This window comes from Pseudomonas sp. CMR5c, from assembly GCF_003850545.1.
GTDB classification, from domain to species: domain Bacteria; phylum Pseudomonadota; class Gammaproteobacteria; order Pseudomonadales; family Pseudomonadaceae; genus Aquipseudomonas; species Aquipseudomonas piscis.
In genome coordinates this window covers 6,315,972-6,334,617 of the sequence record NZ_CP027705.1, presented here as the reverse complement: position 1 = coordinate 6,334,617, position 18,646 = coordinate 6,315,972, and the positions used below count along the sequence as shown (strand labels likewise).

Annotated in this window: 16 protein-coding genes; 10 read left to right on the top strand and 6 right to left on the bottom strand. The window is 64.2% G+C overall.

Annotation, left to right across the window (positions count from 1 at the left end):
* The first annotated feature begins 49 nt into the window (after positions 1-49).
* The 6 genes from tkt (at position 50) to fba (ending at position 6,362) form a co-directional block, all read left to right on the top strand.
* Complete coding sequence (gene tkt / locus C4K40_RS29255; RefSeq protein ID WP_053134012.1) at positions 50-2,047, top strand: transketolase; 1,998 nt, start codon at positions 50-52, stop codon at positions 2,045-2,047.
* 111 nt (positions 2,048-2,158) lie between these two features.
* Positions 2,159-3,223 carry an erythrose-4-phosphate dehydrogenase gene (epd, locus tag C4K40_RS29250; RefSeq protein WP_053134015.1) on the top strand — a complete coding sequence of 355 codons (1,065 nt, stop codon included), beginning with the start codon at positions 2,159-2,161 and terminating at the stop codon, positions 3,221-3,223.
* A gap of 17 nt (positions 3,224-3,240) precedes the next feature.
* Positions 3,241-4,404: a phosphoglycerate kinase gene (locus C4K40_RS29245; protein ID WP_022641553.1), complete on the top strand. Its 1,164-nt coding sequence runs from the start codon at positions 3,241-3,243 to the stop codon at positions 4,402-4,404.
* Positions 4,405-4,436: 32 nt separating this feature from the next.
* On the top strand, positions 4,437-4,658 hold the full coding sequence (locus tag C4K40_RS29240; protein ID WP_022641552.1) for a hypothetical protein: 222 nt from the start codon (positions 4,437-4,439) through the stop codon (positions 4,656-4,658).
* Between the two features lie 57 nt (positions 4,659-4,715).
* Positions 4,716-5,045: an MliC family protein gene (locus C4K40_RS29235; protein ID WP_022641551.1), complete on the top strand. Its 330-nt coding sequence runs from the start codon at positions 4,716-4,718 to the stop codon at positions 5,043-5,045.
* Between the two features lie 252 nt (positions 5,046-5,297).
* The gene (gene fba / locus C4K40_RS29230; protein WP_022641550.1) at positions 5,298-6,362 is read left to right on the top strand and encodes a class II fructose-bisphosphate aldolase; all 1,065 of its coding nucleotides are present in this window, start codon (positions 5,298-5,300) and stop codon (positions 6,360-6,362) included.
* Between the two features lie 61 nt (positions 6,363-6,423).
* On the opposite strand, the gene C4K40_RS29225 is transcribed toward fba, so the two are convergent.
* Positions 6,424-7,095, bottom strand: coding sequence for a polysaccharide lyase family 7 protein (locus C4K40_RS29225; protein WP_022641549.1), 672 nt, complete (start codon positions 7,093-7,095; stop codon positions 6,424-6,426).
* A gap of 318 nt (positions 7,096-7,413) precedes the next feature.
* Here C4K40_RS29225 and C4K40_RS29220 point away from each other — a divergent pair, with 318 nt between their 5' ends.
* Genes C4K40_RS29220 through C4K40_RS29210 form a run of 3 tightly spaced genes read left to right on the top strand, consistent with a single transcriptional unit; the run spans position 7,414 to position 10,404 of the window.
* Complete coding sequence (locus C4K40_RS29220) at positions 7,414-9,537, top strand: bifunctional diguanylate cyclase/phosphodiesterase (protein WP_022641548.1); 2,124 nt, start codon at positions 7,414-7,416, stop codon at positions 9,535-9,537.
* 44 nt (positions 9,538-9,581) lie between these two features.
* Positions 9,582-10,094 (top strand): M48 family metallopeptidase, encoded by a 513-nt coding sequence (locus C4K40_RS29215; RefSeq protein ID WP_053134110.1) that lies wholly within the window; start codon positions 9,582-9,584, stop codon positions 10,092-10,094.
* Positions 10,095-10,107: 13 nt separating this feature from the next.
* A complete protein-coding gene (locus tag C4K40_RS29210; protein WP_053134018.1) occupies positions 10,108-10,404 on the top strand; it encodes a helix-turn-helix domain-containing protein in 297 nt (98 codons plus the stop codon).
* Between the two features lie 3 nt (positions 10,405-10,407).
* On the opposite strand, the gene C4K40_RS29205 is transcribed toward C4K40_RS29210, so the two are convergent.
* A complete protein-coding gene (locus C4K40_RS29205; RefSeq protein ID WP_022641545.1) occupies positions 10,408-10,860 on the bottom strand; it encodes a GNAT family N-acetyltransferase in 453 nt (150 codons plus the stop codon).
* Between the two features lie 268 nt (positions 10,861-11,128).
* On the opposite strand from C4K40_RS29205, the gene C4K40_RS29200 reads away from it, so the two are divergent.
* On the top strand, positions 11,129-11,866 hold the full coding sequence (locus tag C4K40_RS29200; RefSeq protein WP_022641544.1) for an ABC transporter substrate-binding protein: 738 nt from the start codon (positions 11,129-11,131) through the stop codon (positions 11,864-11,866).
* Positions 11,867-12,049: 183 nt separating this feature from the next.
* Here the strand turns inward: C4K40_RS29200 and yccS are convergent, their stop codons facing one another.
* From yccS to mdtD, 4 genes are all read right to left on the bottom strand, one after another.
* Complete coding sequence (gene yccS / locus C4K40_RS29195; RefSeq protein ID WP_053134020.1) at positions 12,050-14,239, bottom strand: YccS family putative transporter; 2,190 nt, start codon at positions 14,237-14,239, stop codon at positions 12,050-12,052.
* A gap of 141 nt (positions 14,240-14,380) precedes the next feature.
* Entirely contained in the window at positions 14,381-15,559 is a 1,179-nt protein-coding gene (locus C4K40_RS29190) for an NAD(P)/FAD-dependent oxidoreductase (protein ID WP_053134023.1), read from the bottom strand.
* A gap of 149 nt (positions 15,560-15,708) precedes the next feature.
* Complete coding sequence (dbpA, locus tag C4K40_RS29185; RefSeq protein ID WP_371263469.1) at positions 15,709-17,046, bottom strand: ATP-dependent RNA helicase DbpA; 1,338 nt, start codon at positions 17,044-17,046, stop codon at positions 15,709-15,711.
* Between the two features lie 164 nt (positions 17,047-17,210).
* Positions 17,211-18,638: a multidrug transporter subunit MdtD gene (gene mdtD / locus C4K40_RS29180; RefSeq protein ID WP_022641541.1), complete on the bottom strand. Its 1,428-nt coding sequence runs from the start codon at positions 18,636-18,638 to the stop codon at positions 17,211-17,213.
* Positions 18,639-18,646: the final 8 nt, after the last annotated feature.

Below are 18,646 nucleotides of genomic sequence, written 5' to 3'. Positions count from 1 at the left end.
TGCAGGCCTTTTTTCCGTTTTGTTTTGTCCAATCTTCAGGAGATCAGCGATGCCAAGCCGTCGTGAGCGTGCCAACGCCATTCGTGCCCTCAGCATGGATGCCGTGCAAAAAGCCAACAGCGGCCATCCGGGTGCCCCCATGGGTATGGCGGATATCGCCGAAGTACTTTGGCGTGACTACCTCAAGCACAACCCGAGCAATCCGTCCTTCGCCGACCGTGACCGCTTCGTGCTGTCCAACGGTCATGGCTCGATGCTGATCTACTCGCTGCTGCACCTGACCGGCTACGATCTTTCGATCGACGACCTGAAGAATTTCCGCCAACTGCACAGCCGTACCCCGGGCCACCCGGAATTCGGCTACACCCCGGGTGTGGAGACCACCACTGGCCCCCTGGGTCAGGGCCTGGCCAATGCCGTGGGCTTTGCCCTGGCGGAAAAAGTCCTGGCGGCGCAGTTCAACCGTCCCGGTCACAACATCGTGGATCACCACACCTATGTGTTCCTGGGTGATGGCTGCATGATGGAAGGCATTTCCCACGAAGTCGCGTCCCTGGCCGGCACCCTGGGCCTGGGCAAGCTGATCGCCTTCTACGATGACAACGGCATTTCCATCGACGGCGAGGTCGAAGGCTGGTTCACCGACGACACGCCCAAGCGCTTCGAAGCCTACAACTGGCAAGTGATCCGCAACGTCGACGGCCACGATCCGGAAGAGATCAAGACCGCCATCGAGACCGCGCGCAAGAGCCCGCTGCCAACCCTGATCTGCTGCAAGACCACCATCGGTTTCGGTTCGCCGAACAAGCAGGGCAAGGAAGACTGCCACGGCGCGCCACTGGGCGCCGAGGAAATCGCCCTGACCCGCGAAGCCCTGAAGTGGAACCACGGTCCGTTCGAAATCCCTGCCGACATCTATGCCGAGTGGGATGCCAAGGAAGCCGGTCGCGCTGTCGAAGCCGAGTGGGACCAGCGTTTCGCCGCTTACTCCGCAGCCTTCCCGACCGAGGCCAACGAACTGGTACGGCGCCTGGCCGGTGACCTGCCGGCGGACTTCGCCGCCAAGGCCGACGCCTACATCGCCGAAGTGGCGGCCAAGGGCGAGACCATCGCCAGCCGCAAGGCCAGCCAGAACACCCTGAACGCCTTCGGTCCATTGCTGCCTGAGTTCCTCGGCGGTTCGGCGGACCTGGCCGGCTCCAACCTGACCCTGTGGAAAGGCTGCAAGGGCGTCAGTGCCGAGGATGCCAGCGGCAACTACATGTACTACGGCGTACGCGAGTTCGGCATGACCGCCATCATGAACGGCGTTGCCCTGCACGGTGGCCTGGTGCCTTACGGCGCGACCTTCCTGATGTTCATGGAGTACGCCCGCAACGCGGTGCGCATGTCGGCACTGATGAAGCAGCGGGTGATCCACGTCTACACCCACGACTCCATCGGCCTGGGCGAAGACGGCCCGACCCACCAGCCTATCGAGCAACTGACCAGCCTGCGCAGCACGCCGAACCTCGACACCTGGCGTCCAGCCGACGCCGTGGAGTCGGCGGTGTCCTGGAAGCACGCGCTGGAGCGCAAGGACGGTCCTTCGGCTTTGATCTTCTCCCGCCAGAACCTGCAGCACCAAACCCGTGATGCCGGTCAGATCGCCGATATCAGCCGCGGTGGTTATGTGTTGAAGGACTGCGCAGGCGAGCCAGATCTGATCCTGATCGCCACCGGTTCGGAGGTGGGCCTTGCGGTGCAGGCTTTCGACAAGCTGACCGAGCAGGGCCGCAAGGTGCGTGTGGTATCCATGCCGTGCACCAGCGTGTTCGATGCCCAGGATGCAGGCTACAAGCAGTCGGTCCTGCCGCTGCAGGTCGGTGCGCGGATCGCCATCGAAGCCGCCCATGCCGACTTCTGGTACAAGTACGTGGGCCTGGAAGGCCGCGTGATCGGCATGACCACCTACGGTGAGTCGGCGCCTGCGCCTGCACTTTTCGAAGAGTTCGGCTTCACCCTGGACAACATCCTGGGCCAGGCCGAAGAGCTGCTGGAAGACTGAGAAAAGCACGTGGTGGCCTGTCCACCACAGTCGCAAGCGGGGGCTGGTTTACCGGCCCCCGCTTGCGAGTGCGTATAACAAGTTCGTCTGCCGTGCCTGATCGAGAACCCCATGTCCCAACCGCGTCCTTATAAAGTTGCACTCAACGGCTACGGCCGGATTGGTCGTTGCGTCTTGCGTGCTCTGTTCGAGCGAGGGGCTGCGGCCGGGTTCGAGATCGTGGCCATCAACGACCTGGCCGACATGGCCAGCGTCGAATACCTGACACGCTTCGACTCCACCCATGGCCGGTTTCCCGGCGAGGTGACCGTCGATGGCGATTGTCTGCATATCAATGGCAACTGCGTGAAGGTGTTACGCAGTGCCACTCCCGAAGGCATCGACTGGGCAGCCCTGGACATCGACCTGGTGCTGGAATGCTCCGGTGCCTACCACACCCGTGAGGACGGCCAGCGCTTCCTTGCTGCCGGCGCGCCGCGGGTGTTGTTCTCCCAGCCGATGGCCAGCGAGGCGGATGTCGACGCCACCATCGTCTACGGAGTGAACCAGGATTGCCTGAGCGGCGATGAGCTGCTGGTGTCCAACGCGTCTTGCACCACCAACTGCGGCGTGCCCTTGCTGCGCCTGCTGGACCAGGCCGTCGGCCTGGAGTACGTGTCCATCACCACTATCCACTCGGCGATGAACGATCAGCCGGTGATCGATGCCTATCACCACGAGGACCTGCGCCGCACCCGCTCGGCGTTCCAGTCGGTGATCCCGGTGTCCACTGGCCTGGCCCGGGGCATCGAGCGCCTGCTGCCGGAACTTGCCGGGCGAATCCAGGCCAAAGCGGTACGGGTACCGACGGTCAACGTGTCCTGCCTGGATATCACCATGCAGACGGTCAGCGACACCGATGCCGCCGAGGTCAACCGGATCCTGCGCGAGGCCGCCACCAGCGGTCCGCTCAAGGGCCTGCTGGCCTATACCGAATTGCCGCACGCCAGCTGCGATTTCAACCATGACCCCCATTCGGCGATCGTCGATGCCAGTCAGACCCGCGTTTCCGGCCCCCGGCTGGTGAACATCCTGGCCTGGTTCGACAACGAATGGGGTTTTGCCAACCGGATGCTGGACGTTGCGGGCCATTACCTGCAAACAGCCGCTCCACTCTCTGCTTCTAATATTCAGTAACCCAGGAATTGCGACCCATGACCGTGTTGAAGATGACCGACCTCGATCTGCAAGGTAAGCGCGTGCTGATCCGCGAAGACCTCAACGTCCCAGTCAAGGACGGTGTAGTCACCAGCGACGCGCGGATCCTGGCTTCGCTGCCGACCATCAAGCTGGCCCTGGAGAAAGGCGCGGCGGTGATGGTTTGCTCGCACCTGGGCCGTCCGACCGAAGGCGAGTTCTCGGCTGAGAACAGCCTCAAGCCGGTGGCCGACTACCTGAGCCGTGCCCTGGGCCGCGAAGTGCCGCTGGTGGCCGACTACCTGGGTGGTGTCGAGGTCAAGGCCGGCGACGTCGTGCTGTTCGAGAACGTACGTTTCAACAAGGGCGAGAAAAAGAACGCCGATGAGCTGGCCCAGCAATACGCCGCCCTGTGCGACGTGTTCGTGATGGATGCCTTCGGTACCGCCCACCGGGCCGAGGGTTCGACCCACGGCGTGGCCAAGTTCGCCAAGGTGGCGGCGGCAGGCCCGTTGCTGGCGGCCGAGCTGGATGCCCTGGGCAAGGCCCTGGATACCCCGGCCAAGCCGATGGCGGCGATCGTCGCCGGTTCCAAGGTGTCCACCAAGCTGGACGTGCTCAACAGCCTGAGCGAGGTCTGCGACCAGCTGATCGTCGGTGGCGGTATCGCCAATACCTTCCTGGCCGCTGCCGGCCATCCGGTGGGCAAGTCGCTGTACGAGCCGGACCTGCTGGACACCGCCCGTGCCATCGCCGCCAAGGTCAGCGTGCCACTGCCAGTGGACGTGGTGGTGGCCAAGGAGTTCGCCGAGAGCGCCGCGGCCACGGTCAAGGCGATCGCCGACGTGGCGGCCGACGACATGATCCTGGACATCGGCCCGCAAACCGCTGCGCAATTCGCGCAACTGCTCAAGTCGTCCAAGACCATCCTCTGGAACGGTCCGGTGGGTGTGTTCGAGTTCGACCAGTTCGGCAATGGCACCAAGGTCCTGGCCCAGGCGATCGCCGATAGCACGGCGTTCTCCATCGCTGGCGGTGGCGACACCCTGGCGGCCATCGACAAGTATGGCGTGGCCCAGCAGATCTCCTACATTTCTACCGGTGGTGGCGCCTTCCTCGAATTCGTCGAGGGCAAGGTGCTGCCGGCGGTCGAAGTCCTGGAAGCCCGGGCCAAGGCCTGAGACTGCCATTGGCCGGGCAAAGGAGTGTTCTGATGGTCAAGACATTGCCATTGCTGCTTGCCGCAGCCTGGCTCGCGGGGTGCTCCGGCACTTCGCCGGGCCAGCCCGCGGATGCGGCCCAGAGGCCAGGGCAAGGTTGCTACCAGGCCGACTGGCAGGCCGAGACGGCACCGGTGATCAACAAGCGCCTGGGGCCTGAAGGCTTGGAGAAATACGAGACTCCGACAAGGACCCGGGAACAGGGTTGCCCTTGACGGGTCAGATTGGATAACGCGACGCGCCGGGCCCCGGGGTCCGGCCGAGGAACATCGATGAAAGCTTTGTTCGCCGTGGCGATGCTGGGGCTGCTTGGCGGTTGCGCCGACTTGCACTTGCTCAAGTCGCCGAGCACCGACAACTGGACCACCTGGGTCTGCGACAGCCAGGCCCAGGTGCTCTGGCGCTACACCGACGACAGCCGCAAGGCCGTCGACGTGCGCCTGGGAGGCGACGACCAGGTACGCCGCTTGAAACTCGAGCCTAGCGGTTCGGGGTCGTTGTACAGCGACGACATGCTGGCGTTTCACGTCAAGGGTGAGGAAGGCCTGGTCTACTGGGTCGCCACCAACGACCTGATTGGTCGCGGCTGTAAAGCGCCGTAGGCCGGGAACCGATGCTGAACCTGTAGGAGCGAAGCTTGATCGCGGTGCTACCCGGACATTGATCATGGATGTCGCCAGGCCGACCGCCATCGCGGGCAAGCCTCGTTCCTGCGGGGACGCAGGGCTCTTGAAATTGATGAAGTAACGAATCCGCAGGCCGGGCTGACCCCCGATCTGCAATCACTTGAATAGCAGTCGCCGCTACGGCAGGCTTGCACGATTAACGACCCTCGACCGGGAGAGACACACACAATGGCACTCATCAGCATGCGCCAGATGCTGGACCACGCAGCCGAGTTCGGCTATGGCGTTCCAGCCTTCAACGTCAACAACCTTGAGCAGATGCGCGCCATCATGGAAGCCGCTGACAAGACTGACTCCCCGGTGATCGTCCAGGCTTCCGCCGGTGCCCGCAAATACGCCGGCGCCCCGTTCCTGCGCCACCTGATCCTGGCCGCCATCGAAGAGTTCCCGCACATTCCGGTGTGCATGCACCAGGACCACGGCACCAGCCCTGACGTCTGCCAGCGCTCGATCCAGCTGGGCTTCAGCTCGGTGATGATGGACGGTTCCCTGGGTGAAGACGGCAAGACCCCGACCGACTACGAGTACAACGTCCGCGTGACCCAGCAGACCGTGGCCATGGCCCACGCCTGTGGCGTGTCGGTAGAGGGCGAGCTGGGCTGCCTGGGTTCCCTGGAAACCGGCATGGCCGGTGAAGAAGACGGTATCGGCGCCGAAGGCGTGCTGGACCACAGCCAGATGCTGACCGATCCGGAAGAGGCCGCCGACTTCGTCAAGAAGACCCAGGTCGACGCCCTGGCCATCGCCATCGGTACCAGCCACGGTGCCTACAAGTTCACCAAGCCGCCTACCGGCGACGTGCTGGCCATCGACCGCATCAAGGAAATCCACAAGCGCATCCCCAACACCCACCTGGTGATGCACGGTTCGTCCTCGGTACCGCAAGAGTGGCTGGCGATCATCAACCAGTACGGTGGCGACATCAAGGAAACCTACGGCGTGCCGGTCGAGGAGATCGTCGAAGGCATCAAGCACGGCGTGCGCAAGGTCAACATCGACACCGACCTGCGCCTGGCATCCACCGGTGCCATGCGCCGCCTGATGGCCACCAACCCGAGCGAGTTCGACCCACGCAAGTTCTTCGGCGCCACCGTGACTGCCATGCGCGACGTGTGCATCGCTCGCTACGAAGCCTTCGGCACCGCCGGTAATGCCTCGAAGATCAAGCCGATCTCCCTGGAAGGCATGTTCCAGCGTTACCTCAAGGGTGAGCTGAACGCCAAGGTCAACTAAGCCTCGGTCGTCTACGAAAAAGCCCGCAGCGATGCGGGCTTTTTTGTGCCTGCGTGCCGGCTCAGCTCTTGTTGTGGTCGATGTCCAGCTTGGAGAAGGTCACCTTGCCACCTTCGCTGGTGTAGCCGCTGTTGTCCTGCACATAGACCCCGGCCTTGAAGTACAGCGGTTTGTCACGCCAGGCCGCGCCCAGCCGGGCGTCCCAGCGGTAGCCGGCGGCGCTGATGCCCAGAACACCGCCCGGGCTCAGATGGATCAGGTAGGAAAACCTCCGGTCCATGGGCACGTTCTTGGCGATGCCGATGACCCGGGACCGGGTGTCGTCCGGGCGCATGCGCACCTTGGCCACGATGTTGCCGCGCCCCTGACTGGCCTTGTACTGGTATTCCAGCTTCACCAGCGGCCGGGTGCTGTTGTACGCATGGATCTGGCCGATGACGATCTTGCCCGAGGAGGGCACCTGGTTCACTGCCAGGGTGGCCTGCAGCAGGTTGTCGGCCTCGGGGTAGGTCCAGTTGCGCAAGGTGCCGTTGGCATAGGTCTCGCGCAGCTCGGTGCGTGGATAGATGGCGTTCTCGGTCTTCGAGCCGGTGACTGGCGACCAGAAGAACAAGGTGCCGGAATCGGCATGGAAGTATTGGTTCTTGAAGCCTTTGACCAGGGTCGGGGTATCGATTGTGGCCGGCGGGCTGCCGACGGGAACGCTGAGGTTCCAGGTTGCCAGGTCGATCATGGGGAAGGTTCCGCAAAAGTGTACCGGGCGCAGCTGGGCGAAGGCTCCAGACCGCGCTTCTCGGGTGTTTTTTAGCCCTCGCAAGGATGTTCCAGCAAGGGCCGTACGGCGGAAAAATGACGCCAGTGAAGTGTCCAGGTGCCATATTCATGGATTGCAATGCGGCAGAACTGTGACCGTTAGTCGGGAGCAGGGGCCATTGGCGGAGTGATGGCTCCATGACAGCTTCTGCTTTTGAATATCCGGGGCTAGAGTGAAACCTCAGTTTTTGTCAGGTTTTCTCACCAGTTCAGTCTTATTACAGACAAGAGAAGCAGCATGGAATGCGTGCAACCGGAGACAGCCGAGGGCCACTCCACTCTTCTGATCGTCGATGACTACCCCGAGAACCTCCTGAGCATGCGCGCGCTGTTGCAGCGCCAGGATTGGCGGGTAATGACCGCCGCCTCGGGTGTCGAGGCCCTCAGTCTGTTGCTGGAGCATGAGGTGGACCTGGTCCTGCTCGACGTGCAGATGCCGGGCATGGATGGTTTTGAAGTGGCCCGCCTGATGCGCGGCAGCCAGCGCACGCGCCTGACCCCGATCATCTTCCTCACCGCCAACGAGCAATCCCAGGATGCCGTGATCAAGGGGTATGCCAACGGTGCGGTGGACTACCTGTTCAAGCCCTTCGATCCGCAGATCCTCAAGCCCAAGGTCCAGGCGTTGCTGGAACACCAGCGCAACCGCCGGGCCCTGCAGCACCTGAGTCATGACCTGGAGCAGGCCCGGGCCTTCAATGCCTCGGTGCTGGACAACGCCGCCGAGGGCATCCTGGTGGTGGACGAGGAGGGGCGGATACGCTTCGCCAACCCCGCGGTGTCGCGCTTGCTCAATGCCCAGGTGAAGGAGTTGGTGGGCTCGGCCTTCCTCGATTACCTGCAGAACCCCCATGTCCCGGACTGGCACGTGTCCGAGTTGTACGCCAGTTATCGCCGGGGCGAGACCTTCCGCCTGCATGACGCCCTGCTGCGCACCGTCCCCGGCCAGCAGATCAGCGTAGCGTTGTCCTGCGCCCCGCTGCCCAGCGAGCAGAAGGCCATGGTGGTGACCCTGCTGGACATGTCCGAGGTGCGGCACCTGCATCAGCAGCTGGAATACCAGGCGGTCACCGATCCCTTGACCGGGCTGCTCAATCGCCGGGGTTTCTACCAGACAGTGGAGAGCATCCTGTTGCGCAGTGACCGCTCGGGAAAGTCCCTGGTCCTGCTGTACCTGGATCTGGACGGCTTCAAGCGGGTCAACGACTCCCTCGGCCATGACGCCGGCGACCGGATACTGCGCTGGGTCTCGGAACAGCTGAAGGAGGGCCTGCACTCGTTCGACATCATCGGGCGCATGGGGGGCGACGAGTTCACCGCCTTGCTGGAGCTGGGATTTCCCGAGCAGGCGGCGAAAGTCGCCGAACGGTTGATCGAGCGCTTGTCCATCACCCAGCAGATCGATGGCATGGACGTGGTCCTGGGGGCCAGCATCGGTATCGCCATCTATCCCGACTGCGGTTCCAACCTGGATGGCCTGCTGCGGGCCGCGGACATTGCCATGTACGAGGCCAAGCGTGCCGGCCGCCAGCAGTATCGCTATTACGACCACGAGATGAACGGTCGCGCGCGGTCCCGGTTGATGCTCGAGGAAAGCGTGCGCAGTGCGGTGGAGCGCAAGGAATTCACCATGGTGTACCAGCCCCAGGTGGCCATCGCCGATGGTCGCCTGCGTGGTTTCGAAGCCCTGCTGCGCTGGCGCCATCCCAGTGTCGGCGATGTGCCGCCGGGGCTGTTCCTGCCGCTGCTGGAAGAGGCGCGGCTGATCAGTCTCCTGGGTAGCTGGATCTACCAGCAGGGCGCTGCGCAGCGCAAGGATTGGGAGCAGGTGTTCAGCCCCGAGCTGGTGCTGAGCGTCAGTCTCAGCGCGACCCAGTTCAGCATGCCCAACCTTTCGGCCGAACTGCGCCAGGTGCTGCTGCGCAACGGCCTGCAACCGCGTCAGCTGGAGGTCGAGGTCACCGAGGCGGCGCTGACCCAGAACCTGGGAGAGACCCGCAAGCAATTGCAGCAATTGCACCAGCTGGGCGTGCGCGTGGCCCTCGACGACTTCGGCTCGGGCAGTTGCTGCCTGGCCTTCTTGCGTGACCTGCAACTGGATACCCTCAAGCTCGACCGGCACCTGATCGCCCGGTTGCTGACTTCACCGCGGGACGCTGCGATCGCCCGCTGCGTGATCGACCTGTGCAAGCAATTCGGGCTGCTGGTGATCGCCGAAGGCGTGGAGACTCTCGAGCAATACCATTGGCTCAAGGACAACGGTTGCGAATACGTCCAGGGCTTCCTGGTGGCGCGACCCTTGACCTCCGGCAGCGCCAGCCAGTTCGTCCAGCCCTTCGACTGGAGCGCGCTACAGGCCTGAATTCGCTAAACTGGCGACCCTTGCCCCTGGCGTCGCTGTTGCCCATGACCGTATTGAAATACCTCCAGGCCTATCCAGTCGCCCTGCAAGAACAGGTGCGCCAGCTGATCGACGAAGACCGCCTGGGCGAGTACCTGGAGCGGCGTTATCCACACAAGCACGGTGTGCAGAGCGACAAGGCCCTGTACAGCTATGCCCTGGAGCTGAAGCAGGAATACCTGCGCAACGCGCCGGCCATCGACAAGGTGCTGTTCGACAACCGCCTGGACCTGACCCATCGCGCCCTGGGCCTGCACACCACGGTGTCGCGGGTGCAGGGAGGCAAGCTCAAGGCCAAGAAAGAGATTCGCATCGCCTCGCTGTTCAAGGAGGCGGCGCCCGAGTTCCTGCGCATGATCGTGGTCCACGAGTTGGCGCACTTCAAGGAATCGGACCACAACAAGGCGTTCTACAAGCTCTGCGAGCACATGCTGCCGGGCTATCACCAGCTGGAGTTCGACCTGCGGGTCTACCTCACCTGGCGCGACCTGCAAGCCAAGGCGGGCGCGCCGCACTAGCAAGGAGTGGGCGATGGATGTGAGCAAGACCAAGAGCAGTTTCTACCGCCGGCTGTACGTGGCGTACTTGATCGACAGTGGCCTGGCCAGCAGCGTGCCGGCCTTGACCGAACTCACGGGCATGCCCCGGCGCACCGCCCAGGACACCATCGCCGCCCTGGCCGACCTGGACATCGTCTGCCAGTTCGAACAGCAGGACGGCGCCCGCAACCACGCCGGGCATTACCGGATCCACAGCTGGGGGGCCATCGACAAGGCCTGGATCGAACCCAACCTGGGCCAGATCAAGGCCGTGCTGGATTATCCCTGAGCCTCAGCTACGGCGCATGCCGATGTGCGGGATATCGTCTTCCAGATACTCCTCGCCCACCACGCTGAACCCATAGCGGCCGTAGTAGGCCTGCAGGTGGGCCTGGGCCGAGAGATAGATCGGTGTCTCGGGCCAGTGCCGCTGCGCCTGTTTCAGGGCCTGCTCCATCAGCGTATGCCCCAGGCCCTGGCCTCGGGCCTGCTCGGCGATCACCACGCGGCCGATCACCACGTCGCCGCCCTGGGAGATCGGGTCCAGCAGGCGCAGGTAGGCCACCAGGCGGTCACCGTCCCAGGCCATCAGGTGGCAGGTGTCGCCTTCCAGGTCACGGCCGTCGACTTCCTGGTAGGGGCATTTCTGTTCCACGACGAAGACTTCGGTACGCAGTTGCAAGATGGCGTAGAGCTGTTCCTTGCCCAGATCGGTGTGGTGTTTGCAGACCCATTCGATGGTCATTTTCTTATCCTGTGAAAAGAGCTGCGCGAAATACTAAGCACATCGTCAACGGATGTCTTGTCGACAGGTGTATGGAGTTTGTTTCTGTGAGATGGGTCAAAATGCCATTACTCCGTTCACTGGTTTTTCCCTTCTTTGTGTAATCTGTTTTGCAAGTCCTGTGCATTGGCTGTGATGAGCTAATGTTAGGACCTGGGTGGTCGCTGCATGGGCCCTCGAGTGTAGGCTGGAACGCGCTGGGCCCTGTGCCCGCTAAGGATCTTCAAGCATGCTGCGATTGCATCGGGCTTTGGCTTTGATCGGATTGCTGTTGCTGGGCCAGGGCGCTTCTGCAGAGAAGTTGCGGCTGGTCGCTGATGCCTGGCCTCCGTTTACCGACTCGACCCTGGTCAATGGCGGGGTGGCCACCGATATCGTCAGTACCGCGTTGGCCCGCGCGGGTTATGCCAGCGAGTTCGAGCAGGTGCCCTGGGCCCGGGCGCTGCTGGGGATCGGCGAGGGCCGCTACGACGTCCTGGTCAATGCCTGGTACAACGACGAACGCACCCGCCTGGGGCAGTTCTCCGCAGAGTACCTGGTCAACCGCATCCGCTTCCTCAAGCGCAAGGACGCTCCCCTGGAGTACCTCAACCTCAAGCAGTTGCACGAGTACCCGATCGCCGTGGTGCGCGGCTACGCCTACTCCTCTGAATTCGACAACGATTCGGACTTGCAGAAAGTGCCGGTGCACAACTTCGCCATGGCCGTGCGCATGCTGGCGGCGGACCGGGTCAAGCTGACCCTGGAAGATGAATACGTCGCCCGTTACTACCTGGCCCGGGAATCGCCCCGGGTGCGCAATGCGGTGGAGTTCCTGCCCAAGCCCTTGAGCGAGAACAGCCTGCATATCCTGGTGAGCCTGAAGAACCCCGAGCATGCGCAGATCGTCGCCAAGTTCGATCGCGAGATCGCCGCCATGAAGGCCGACGGTAGCTACGCCCGGTTGCTTCGCCAGCACGGCATGTAGCAGGCCGGTTGCCATCGCTGCGTTGAAAACAAGCTGAAAATGCTCATTTACCACTCGTAAACTGCGCTTTTTCGCCTGTTTTTGCCTGGAGCTGACTGCCTCGCCTACGTTTTTCAACGGCCTGCTAAAAGCGCCGGCAAGCTTCCCGGGACCGCCGGAGCCGTTCCCTTGGCGCTCGCGGTTTCACGCCGGCGCTTGCTCTGTGCCTTTGATCAGGTGGGCCGCCAGGGTCCGCAGCGGGCCCAGCTGGCGGCAGATCAATCCCAGCTGGGTCTGTACCAGGCGCTGCTCTTCATCGATTTCATCCGGCATCTGTTCCAGCTCGTTGGCCAGGGCTTCCTCGGCGTCGCTCTGGATGGCGATTGGGGTCCTGCTGGCCAGGCCCTGGGCGATCTCGTCGATACTGGCCGCCAGGCTGCTGCCGGCACCGCCGATCAGGTGCTCGCGGACTTCCTCCGGCAGTTGGGTGCCACGGTGCGCGCCCAGGCCCGAGAGGTAGCTGAGCAGGGTGTGGGACAGCACCAGGAAGCGGAAGCCCACGTCTGCCTCTTTGCGAAAGTGCCCGGGCTCCATGAGCATGTTGGCCAGGGTGGTGGACAGCGCCGCATCGGCGTTGTGGGCGTTGCGTCGGGCCAGGCGGTAGGCCAGGTCGTCGCTCTTGCCGACGGCGTACTGCTGCATGATCTGGCGCAGGTAGATGCTGTTGCACGCCAGGGTGTTGGCCAGTACCTGGTTCAGGCGCCGACCCTGCCAGTCCGGCAGGAACAGGAACACCGCCAGCCCGGCGATCAGGCTGCCCAGCAGGGTATCGAACAGCCGTGGCAGGAACAGCCCATAACCGTCGCCCACCTGGTTGAAGCAGAACAGCACCATCAGGGTGATGGCGGCGGTGGCCAGGGTGTAGCGGGTGGTGCGGTTGGCGAAGAACACCACGCCGGCGGCAATGGCGAACAGCGACTGCACCAGCGGGTTGGGGAACAGGTCGAACAGCGCCCAGGCGATGGTCAGGCCGATGGCCGTGCCGATGATCCGCTGGCCCAGCTTGCGTCGGGTGGCGCCGTAGTTGGGTTGGCAGACGAACAGCGTGGTGAGGATGATCCAGTAGCCCTGGGACGGGTGGATCAGGTGCACCATGCCGTAGCCGATACTCAGCGCCAGGGGCAGGCGCAGGGCATGGCGGAACAGCAGCGAAGTGGGTGTCAGCTGGGTGCGCAGGCGGGTCCAGACGTCCTTGAGGTTGCGCGGCGAGCGATCCAGCAGGCTGCTGTCGGTGGCATCGGCCAGGGCATCGGGGTTGCTGGCATCGCTGAGCAGGCGGTCGAGGGTGCCGAGGTTGGCGGCCAGGGCCCGCAGCGAGCGTAGCAGCCCGCGCCAGGCCGGGTTGCTCTGGATGCGCAGGTGTTCCAGCGAGGCTTGCAGGTCGCTCAGGGCTTCGGCGAAGCCGGAGTCGTAGACGAACGGCTGGCGCATCTGGATCGATTCCGCCAGGGCCCGGCAGGCCTTGCCCTGCTGGCGCAGCAGGCGTTGGCAGCGGAACAGCACATCGCTGTGGAAGAAGGCGTCGGCCAGGGCGTTGTAGGGGTAGTGCGAGGAGCTGGCGCGTTCATGGATGTCCTGGGCCAGGAAGTACAGCTTCAGGTAGCGGCTGACCTTCGACCCCGGGCGGCCGTTGCCGACCCGGTGCAGGATGATTTCCTTGGCACTGTTGAGCGCGGCCACCACCTTGCCGTTCTGCCGCGCCAGCTCCAGGCGCCGGGCTTCCACGTCCAGCTGGCGAATCGGCTCGAACAGCGACGACTTGAGCTTGAGGTAGTAGCCCAGCTCGCGAAACAGCCGGGCCAGGCTCTGCTGTACCGGCTGGTTGGAAAACATCGCCTGCCACAGCACCGAGAGCAGGCCGTACCAGGCGGCGCCGGCCACCAGCAGCACCGGCTCGTGCCAGAAGTCGATCACCGCGCCGCCGCGCTGGTCGACGCCGATCATGGTGTAGACCGAGAGGATCAGGGTCGCCGAGGCGATGGCGCCATAGCGCTCGCCCAGCGCGCCGAGCATGGTCAGGCCGAAGCCGGCCAGGGCCAGGGCGATGGCGAAGATCCAGGGGTAGGGGAACAGCAATTCCACCGACAGCGCGGCGATGCTGAAGCACACCAGGGTCACCGCCAGGGCATTGAGGCGGCCTTGCCAGCTGTCGTCGGTTTCCGCCAGGGCGCTGGCGATGACGCCGAGGAACAGCGGGATCAGCAAGCTCATCTCGTCCTGGTACCAGCACAGCGCCATGCTGCCGGTCAGGGCGATGAATACCCGCACGCTGTAGCTGAATTTATCCAGCGCCCAGAGGCGGCGCAGGGATTGGCGAAAAGAAGTCGATGACATGGATTGGGAGGAGCCTTCCGGGCGATGCCGCTAAATTGAGCCAGTATTGACGACGGCGCAATGCCGCCGTCACATCCGCCAGCAAATTCTGTTCCCGGCGATGCTCCTCGGCCCCTGCCGGCGCCAAGGGCCGGCGCGGCTTCAGGCGTACTGCGCCGCCGCGTAGCCCGAGGCCCAGGCCCACTGGAAGTTGAAACCGCCCAGGTGGCCGCTGACATCCAGCACTTCGCCAATGAAATACAGCCCCGGGCTCTTCAGCGATTCCATGGTCTTGGACGAGACTTCGCGGGTGTCGACCCCGCCCAGGGTCACTTCGGCGGTGCGGTAGCCTTCGGTGCCCGCCGGTACCAGCTGCCAGTTGCCGAGCTTGTCGGCGACCTCCGCCAGCTCGGCGGGGGTGTACTGCTTCATCGGCTTGGAGGCGAACCAGTGATCGGCCAGCAGGCCGGCCATCTTCTTGGTGAAGATCTCCCCCAGCAGGGTCTTGAGTTCGCTGTTGGGGCGCTCGGCCTGCTGCTGTTGCAGCCAGCCCAGGGCATCGTGGTCCGGCAGCAGGTTGATCTCGATGCTGTCGCCAGGCTGCCAGTACGAGGAAATCTGCAGGATCGCCGGGCCGCTGAGGCCACGGTGGGTGAACAGGATGTTCTCGCGAAAGCTCTGGCCGTTGCAGCTCACCAGGCAGTCCACCGAGGTTCCGGACAGCTCGCCGCACAGCTCCTTGAGCTGGTCGGTGATGGTGAAGGGCACCAGCCCGGCACGGGTCGGCAGCAGCTCATGGCCGAACTGCCTGGCCACCTGGTAGCCGAAGCCGGTGGCCCCCAGGGTCGGGATCGACAGGCCGCCGGTGGCGATCACCAGGGACTGGCAGCGCACCTGGCCCAGGGTGGTCTGCAGCAGGTAGCCCGACTCCAGTTTCTCGATCTGCTGGATCGAGGTGTCCAGGCGCAGCTCGACCCCGGCCTGGTCGCATTCGGCCAGGAGCATGGCGAGGATGTCGCTGGACTTGTTGTCGCAAAACAGCTGGCCGAGCTTCTTCTCGTGGTAGGGCACGCCATGCTTGGCCACCAGGCCGATGAAATCCCACTGGGTGTAGCGGGCCAGGGCCGACTTGCAGAAGTGCGGGTTCTGCGACAGGAAGTTGGCCGGCTCGGTGTACATGTTGGTGAAGTTGCAGCGCCCGCCACCGGACATCAGGATCTTCTTCCCGGCCTTGTTGGCATGGTCCAGCAACAGCACCTGGCGCCCACGGCCAGCGGCGGTCAGGGCGCACATCAAACCGGCGGCGCCGGCGCCGATGATCACGACTTCGGTAGAGCGCAAAACGGTGTCCTCGAGAGTGCAGGCAAATGAACCTGTAGCCGCTGCCGAAGGCTGCGACAAGCCCCGCAGGGGCTCCACGGCCTCAACAGCGGCGCCTCCTTCGGAGACGTTCGCAGCCTGCGGCAGCGGCTACAGGTCGAGCGGGTGGGTTACAGGATGCGTACGCGCAGCGAACGGCCCTTGATCTTGCCGCTATTGAGGCGTTGCAGGGCCTGCTTGGCGATGCCGCGCTCCACGGCCACGTAGGCCTGGAAGTCGAAGATCGCGATCTTGCCGACCTGGGCGCCGGGGATGCCGGCCTCGCCGGTCAGCGCGCCGAGGATATCGCCCGGGCGTACCTTGTCCTTGCGCCCGGCGGCGATGCACAGGGTGCTCATGGCCGGCAGCAGCGGGCCGCCGCCCTGGCTCTTCAGGCCGTCGATCTGCTCCCAGTTCAGCGGCGCCTTCTGCAACTGTTCGATGGCCTGGGCACGGTGGGCCTCGGACGGCGACACCAGGCTGATGGCGATGCCTTTCTCGCCGGCGCGACCGGTACGGCCGACCCGGTGGATGTGGATTTCCGAATCCCGCGCCAGCTCGACGTTGATCACCATGTCCAGGGCGTCGATATCCAGGCCCCGGGCGGCGACATCGGTGGCTACCAGTACCGAGGTACTGCGGTTGGCGAACATCGCCAGCACCTGGTCGCGGTCGCGCTGTTCCAGGTCACCGTGCAGGCCCACTGCAGACATGCCCTTGGCGGTCAGGTGGTCGACGGTTTCCTGCACTTGCTGCTTGGTGAAGCAGAAGGCCACGCAAGACTGCGGGCGGAAGTGGTTGAGCACCTTGACCACCGCATCCATGCGATCTTCCGGGGAGATTTCGTAGAAGTGCTGTTCGATCTGGCTGTCGCTGTGCAGCGTCTCGACTTTTACCTGTTGCGGATCACGCATGAACTTCGACGCCAGCTGCTTGATGCCCACCGGGTAGGTGGCGGAGAACAGCAGGGTCTGCCGGCGTGCCGGGGTCTGGCCGATGATGGCTTCGATGGCATCGTAGAAGCCCATGTCCAGCATGCGGTCGGCTTCGTCGAGCACCAGGGTGTTGAGGCCGTCGAGTTTCAGCGTGCCCTTGTCCAGGTGCTGGGAAATGCGCCCCGGGGTGCCGACGATGATGTGGGCGCCATGCTCCAGTGAAGCGATCTGCGGGCCGAAGGGCACGCCGCCGCAGAGGGTCAGGACCTTGATGTTGTCCTCGGCGCGGGCCAGGCGGCGCAGCTCCTTGGCGACCTGGTCGGCCAGCTCGCGGGTCGGGCACATCACCAGGGCCTGGCAGCCGAAGTAGCGCGAGTTGATCGGGTTCAGCAGGCCGATGCCGAAGGCCGCGGTCTTGCCGCTGCCGGTCTTGGCCTGGGCGATCAGGTCCAGGCCCTTGAGGATCACCGGCAAGCTTTGCGCCTGGATCGGCGTCATCTGGGCATACCCGAGGGAGTCGAGGTTGGCCAGCATGGCGGCAGACAGGGGCAAGGTATTGAAAGCGGTGGTGATGGTGGTCACGGGACGGGCCTGCAAAACAAAATGTCGCGCAGTGTATCAGCCCCTCTCCCCCTTCCTGCAATTTCTGGACGAAAAGTAGCCAGGACTTTCCATGGCTCTTACGGGGAGATGGTCAATCAGTGCTCGATATGCTCCTGGACCTTGCGCGTCCTGCGGCCATCGTTGGGCGACAACTGGAGGAAGATCGCCGCCGCCAGCATGGCCATGAGGCCCACGGTGAGGAAGGTCAGCTGGAAGGCGCCGAGCACCGTGTCGCCGCCATCGCTGTCCATGGATGCGGTGAAGCCGCCCAGCAGCGCCCCGGCGCAGGCCACCCCCAGGCTCAGGGACAGTTGCGCCACCACCGACAGCAGGCTGTTGCCACTGCTGGCGGCGGCATCGTCGAGGTCGATCAGGGTCACGGTGTTCATCGCCGTGAACTGCAGCGAGTTGATCGCCCCCAGCACCGCCAGCATGCCCAGCAGCAGCGGGTAGGGTGTCTGCTCGCTGACCAGGCCCATGCTCGCCAGCATCAGGCCCAGGGCCAGGGTGTTGCCGGTGAGCACCAGGCGATAGCCCAGGCGCTCGATCAGCGGTCGGGCAATGGACTTGGCCAGCATCGCCGCGGCCGCCAGGGGCAGCATGCTCATGCCGGCCTGGGACGGTGAGTAGCCCAGGGCCACTTGCAGCAGCAAGGGCACCAGGAACGGCAGGGCGCCGCTGCCCAGGCGGGCGAACAGGTTGCCGAGGATGCCCACGGCGAAGGTCCGCACCTTGAACAGCGACGGGGCGAACAGCGGATCGGCGATATGCCCGGCACGCAACCAGTAGGCCGCCAGGCAAGCCAGGCCGGCGAACAGCAGCAACATCACCCGCAGGTGCGGCAGGTGCAGTTCGCCCAGGCCTTCCATGGCGATGGTGATCAGTACCATCGCCGCGCCGAACAGCAAGAAGCCCAGGCCGTCGAAGCGGGTGCGCTCGCTGCCGCGCAGGTCGGGGATGAAGCGCCACACCGCGTAGCAGCCGATGGCGCCCACCGGCAGGTTGATCAGGAAGATCCAGTGCCAGGTCAGGTACTGCACCATCCAGCCGCCCATGGTCGGGCCGATCAGCGGGCCCAGCAGCCCGGGAATGGTGATGAAACCCATGATCCGCACCAGTTCCGAACGCGGATAGGCGCGCAACACCACCAGCCGCCCCACCGGCAGCATCAGCGCGCCGCCCAGGCCCTGGATCACCCGGGCCGCCACCAGCATGCCCAGGGAACCGGAAAGGGCGCATAGCAACGAGCCGACGCTGAACAGCAAGATCGCGCCGAAGAAGATGTTGCGGGTGCCGAAGCGATCGGCGATCCAGCCCGAGGCCGGGATCAGCAGCGCCACGGTGAGCATGTAGGCGATGACCACGCCCTGCATGCGCAACGGGTCTTCGGCCAGGTCCCTGGCCATGGCCGGCAGCGCGGTATTGAGGATGGTGCCGTCCAGGGACTGCATGAAGAAGGCGATGGCCACTACCCACGGCAGCCAGCGGATAGTAGTGGCATCGAGTGGCGGACGTTCGGGCATGGGACCTC

Coding starts and splice junctions, on each gene's coding strand:
- C4K40_RS29215 (WP_053134110.1), top strand. CDS start 9,582: ATGACCGTATTGAAATACCTCCAGGCCTATCCAGTCGCCCTGCAAGAA.
- yccS (WP_053134020.1), bottom strand. CDS start 14,239: ATGTCATCGACTTCTTTTCGCCAATCCCTGCGCCGCCTCTGGGCGCTG.
- C4K40_RS29210 (WP_053134018.1), top strand. CDS start 10,108: ATGGATGTGAGCAAGACCAAGAGCAGTTTCTACCGCCGGCTGTACGTG.
- C4K40_RS29240 (WP_022641552.1), top strand. CDS start 4,437: ATGGTCAAGACATTGCCATTGCTGCTTGCCGCAGCCTGGCTCGCGGGG.
- epd (WP_053134015.1), top strand. CDS start 2,159: ATGTCCCAACCGCGTCCTTATAAAGTTGCACTCAACGGCTACGGCCGG.
- C4K40_RS29205 (WP_022641545.1), bottom strand. CDS start 10,860: ATGACCATCGAATGGGTCTGCAAACACCACACCGATCTGGGCAAGGAA.
- C4K40_RS29200 (WP_022641544.1), top strand. CDS start 11,129: ATGCTGCGATTGCATCGGGCTTTGGCTTTGATCGGATTGCTGTTGCTG.
- tkt (WP_053134012.1), top strand. CDS start 50: ATGCCAAGCCGTCGTGAGCGTGCCAACGCCATTCGTGCCCTCAGCATG.
- fba (WP_022641550.1), top strand. CDS start 5,298: ATGGCACTCATCAGCATGCGCCAGATGCTGGACCACGCAGCCGAGTTC.
- C4K40_RS29220 (WP_022641548.1), top strand. CDS start 7,414: ATGGAATGCGTGCAACCGGAGACAGCCGAGGGCCACTCCACTCTTCTG.
- dbpA (WP_371263469.1), bottom strand. CDS start 17,046: ATGCTGGCCAACCTCGACTCCCTCGGGTATGCCCAGATGACGCCGATC.
- C4K40_RS29245 (WP_022641553.1), top strand. CDS start 3,241: ATGACCGTGTTGAAGATGACCGACCTCGATCTGCAAGGTAAGCGCGTG.
- mdtD (WP_022641541.1), bottom strand. CDS start 18,638: ATGCCCGAACGTCCGCCACTCGATGCCACTACTATCCGCTGGCTGCCG.
- C4K40_RS29225 (WP_022641549.1), bottom strand. CDS start 7,095: ATGATCGACCTGGCAACCTGGAACCTCAGCGTTCCCGTCGGCAGCCCG.
- C4K40_RS29235 (WP_022641551.1), top strand. CDS start 4,716: ATGAAAGCTTTGTTCGCCGTGGCGATGCTGGGGCTGCTTGGCGGTTGC.